Origin of the sequence: Flavobacterium sp. (genome assembly GCF_044341265.1) — a bacterium.
Classification (GTDB): domain Bacteria; phylum Bacteroidota; class Bacteroidia; order Flavobacteriales; family Flavobacteriaceae; genus Flavobacterium.
Map to the genome: position 1 here is coordinate 1 of NZ_JBIISA010000061.1, position 4,616 is coordinate 4,616.

The following is a 4,616-nucleotide window of genomic DNA, read 5'->3' on the forward strand; positions in this document are numbered from 1 at the left end:
TAAACCATTTGAACTTTTTAGCTACGTATCTTTAATTGTAAATTTTTTTCTTTCTTATTATGTTTTCAAAAATTTATTGCAATATTGGACGTTTGTTAGTATTGTATTTCTTTTTACAATAAGCCTTTTTCAACAAGATATTCTGCCAACAGATTTAGTAATTATATTAATAACATCTTTTCTATTCACAGTTGCTATCCATTCTGCCAATCATATTTCAACAAGTAATACTCAAAACAGATTTCTATTTGCCAATGAAATTGTAAATCGCGGAAATATTATAACTATTGCAACAAATAAAAAAGGAGAAGTTTCTTTTTGTAGTAATCAAGTACTTAGTTTTTTAGGATATACTCCAAATGAAGTATTAGGATTTAAGTTTTGGGAATTAACTGAAGATGAAGATTTTATTGGCGAAGCCTATCATGATGATTATATTGATAACAGACTTTACGTTAGAAAACTAAAATGTAAAAATGGAGAGTATAAATACATCCAATGGAAAGACAAAAAGTTTTCTGATGACTTAATTATTGGAATCGGACAAGATGTTACTGAACAAATTCATGTTCAAAATCAATATAAAAATTTAATTGAAAATGCCAACGACATTATTTATGAAACCAATCTCAAAGGAAATTATACATTTATAAACAAACATTCTGAAGTTATTTCTGGTTATAGTTTAGAGGAATTATATAAAAAACATTTTTCAGAATTAATACGTGATGACTACAAAGAAAAAGTATTAGGTTTTTATTCTAGTATTAATAAAGGTGCTAACAAATTTCCAACATTAATATTTCCAATTGTTTCTAAAAATGGTGACTCAATTTGGCTCTCTCAAAATGTTTCAATAAATAGAAATGAGCACAATAAAATTACAGGTTATACTGTAATTGCAAGAGATGTTACACCAATTAAAGAAATTGAAATTGAAAAATTAAGAAAAGAAAGAAAACTTAGAACTTATAATGAAACTTTAAAGGAAATAACCTTAAAGAAATTTTTAAATCATAATGATTTTGAAGAATCGGTTGTAAAAATTTTACAATTAGTTGCAAAAACAGTTGATGTAAACAGAGTTAGTTATTGGAGCTACAAAACCGATTACATATTATGTGAAAATTTATTTCATTACAATCAAAACAAATTCGAAAATGGAACAATTATTTATAAAAAAGACTTTCCATCCTATTTTAAAGCTATAGAAAATGAAATTCAAATTGTAGCTTCAGATGTTTCCACAAGTGAAGAAACAAAAGAATTTTATGAAGATTATTTTCCTAAAAACAATATTAAATCACTTTTAGACACGCCTATTAACCTGAATGGTAAACTAATTGGAGTTTTATGTCTAGAATCGGATACAAAAACTAAATATTGGGATAATGAAGATATAAATTTTGTAAGATCTATTGCTGATGTTATGACACTTTCAATAGAAACCCAAAAAAGATTAGAAGCTGAACAAAAACTTTCATACAAAAATGAAATGTTGAGTGTAATTACTCAAATTACAAACAAAGTGTTGATTAGTAAAAATAATTCCGAAATGTTTGAAGGTATTATAGATTCTATTGGAAAAGTTACTAAAACCGAAAGAATGTCATTTTTCTTAAATAATGAAAATGAAAATACTCTTGAGCAAAAATGTCGTTGGACGAGAGAATCAAATGGAATAACCGAATTAAACCCAATTTTAATAAAAGTCAATCAAAATGCTATTCCAGAAGTTATTGAAATTTTAAAAAACAACAAACCATATCATAGCATTGTTAAAGATATAAAAGACACTGCTACTCGTAAATTTTTAGATAAATTAAAATCAAAATCAATACTATTTTTACCTATTCATGTAAAATCAAGTTTTTATGGGTTTATTGTTTTTGATGATACTAATTATGAAAGAATTTGGCAAATTGAAGAAATAAACACTTTACTCACACTAGCAAACAATATTTCTTCTGCAATTGAACGAAACTTAAATGAAGCCATAATACTTGAAAGTGAAGAAAAATTTAGACTACTTGCAACTAATATTCCTGGTACAGTACACCTAACGAAATATGGTGAAAAATGGTCAAAATTGTATTTAAACGATGAAATAGAAAACCTAACTGGATATCCAAAATCTGATTTTATTGAAAATAAAAGATATTTCATTGACTTAGTGCATCCCGATGATTTACCATATATACATAGAAAAGCAAAAGAACTTGAAAACAACAAACTTAAGTTTCACGTAATCTTCAGAATAATAACTAAAGATGGAATCTGTAAATGGATAGAAGAATTTGGCGAGCCAATACTTAAAAACGGAGAAATAGAAAACATTGTTGGTATTATAATCGATATTACCCAGCGAATTGAAGTTGAAGATGCAATCAAAGCAAAAGAATTTGCTGAAGCTGCAAATAAAGCTAAGTCAGAATTTTTAGCTAATATGAGTCATGAAATAAGAACTCCTTTAAACGGAATTATTGGTTTCACCGACTTACTAAAAAACACAAAACTCGAGGCTATTCAAAAAAATTATATGAATACTATTAATGAATCTGCACATTCATTAATGGGAATTATAAATGATATCTTAGATTTCTCAAAAATAGAATCTGGAAAATTAGAGTTAGATATTAAAAAATACAACCTAATTGAAATTATTAGTCAAGTAATAGAATTAGTGAAATATGATACCAATTTAAAAAACTTAGATTTAGAGGTTAATATAAATGAATCCGTACCAAAATATGTCTATGTTGATATTGTTAGATTAAAACAAATATTAATCAATTTGTTAGGAAACGCTGTTAAATTTACAGAAAAAGGAAAAATTACTTTATCAATAAAATCTCTAGAATCCATTTCAGAAAATAAAACCAAAATTAGATTTTCAGTATTAGATACTGGAATTGGAATAAAAAAAGATTTTCAAAAAGAAATTTTCAATGCCTTTTCACAAGGTGACAATTCAACTACTAGAAGATTTGGAGGAACAGGTCTTGGATTAACAATTTCTAATCAATTGCTTTCATTAATGGATAGTAAGTTAAATTTAGAAAGTGAAATTGGAAAAGGAAGTGAATTCTTTTTTGATGTGATTTTGAAAACATCAAACGAAAAAAGCTCACAATTAATTGATAATTTTGATGTAATAATAAATGAAAAAGAAAAACCCGATTTTGGTCATGAAAACTTCAAAGTATTGATTATTGAAGATAATAAAATAAACATGCTTTTAGCAAAAACATTAATCAAGCAAATTATTCCAAACGGAACAATCTTTGAAGCCGAAAACGGAAAAATTGGTGTTGAAAAATTTAATATATTGCATCCCGATATAATTCTAATGGATGTACAAATGCCTATCATGAATGGCTATGAAGCAACACAAGAAATAAGAAAAACAACAAAAGGAAGACATATTCCTATCATTGCATTAACTGCTGGCACAGTTGTTGGTGAAAGGGAAAAATGTTTGGAAGTAGGTATGAACGATTATGCTTCCAAACCTATTCTAAAAGAAGTTCTTGAAGGAATAGTTTCAAAATGGTTAAAAAATTAAAAAACTAAACAAAATTATTAAATTATGAAATGGATTGGAAATCGTAAAAGTGATAACGTAGAAGACAGAAGAGGAATGTCTGGAGGCGGAAAAGCTGTAGTTGGTGGAGGTGGATTAGTAATCGTATTTTTTCTTGTGAAAATGTTTTTCCCAGAAGCGGCACCTTTACTTGATACATTTCAACAAAATCAAGCAAATCAACAAACCGAACAAACTGGTGAACAACGTGAATTAACCCCTGAAGAAATTGAAATTGGAGATTTTGCGAAAACTGTTTTTGCCTATACTGAAGATACTTTCGGACAAATATTTCAAGAAAACAATTTACAATACGAACAACCAAAAATGGTACTTTTCTCTGATGCTGTAGAAACAGCTTGTGGAAGCGCTACCGCTGCATCTGGTCCATTCTATTGCCCAGGTGACAAAAAAGTTTACATGGATTTACGTTTCTTTGAAGAATTAAAAACTCGTTTTGGTGCCAAAGGTGGTGACTTTGCTATCGCGTATGTAATTGCACACGAAGTTGGACATCACATTCAAACCATTACAGGAACTTCTGGTAAAATGAGACAAATGCAACAAGGTATGAGTCAAACTGAAGCAAATAAACTTTCTGTTTGTTTAGAATTACAAGCCGATTTTTATGCTGGTGTTTGGGCACATTATAATAAACAATATCTTGAAGAAGGTGATATAGATGAGGCGCTAAGTGCAGCTCATGCTGTTGGTGACGATGCTATTCAAAGTAAAATGCAAGGTCATGTTCAACCAGATACATTTACTCATGGAACATCAGAACAAAGAAAATACTGGTTTAAACTAGGATTTTCTACTGGCGATGTATCACAAGGTGATACCTTTGCTAAATATGGTTATGATTTAAGATAAAATTAATAAGTTATAAAAAAAAGAGCAATTTTGAAAGAGGGCACTGAAAAAGTCCTTTAAGTAATAAGTATAATAATTTAAGGAGTAGAAAACTTAGTTTTTCTGCTCTTTTTTTTGTATATTTAGCTGTAATTATAGAGTTTTATAGATGTTATTAAAG

The 4,616-nt window shown here is 28.1% G+C and carries 2 protein-coding genes; both read left to right on the forward strand.

Annotated elements, in window-relative coordinates; all coding sequences use genetic code 11:
• Nucleotides 1-3,565, forward strand: a 3,565-nt coding sequence (locus tag ACIQ06_RS15875; protein WP_396147904.1) for a PAS domain S-box protein, incomplete at its 5' end; no start/stop codon positions are given.
• A gap of 24 nt (nt 3,566-3,589) precedes the next feature.
• A complete protein-coding gene (locus ACIQ06_RS15880) occupies nt 3,590-4,456 on the forward strand; it encodes a neutral zinc metallopeptidase (protein ID WP_396147905.1) in 867 nt (288 codons plus the stop codon).
• The last annotated feature ends 160 nt before the right edge of the window (nt 4,457-4,616 follow it).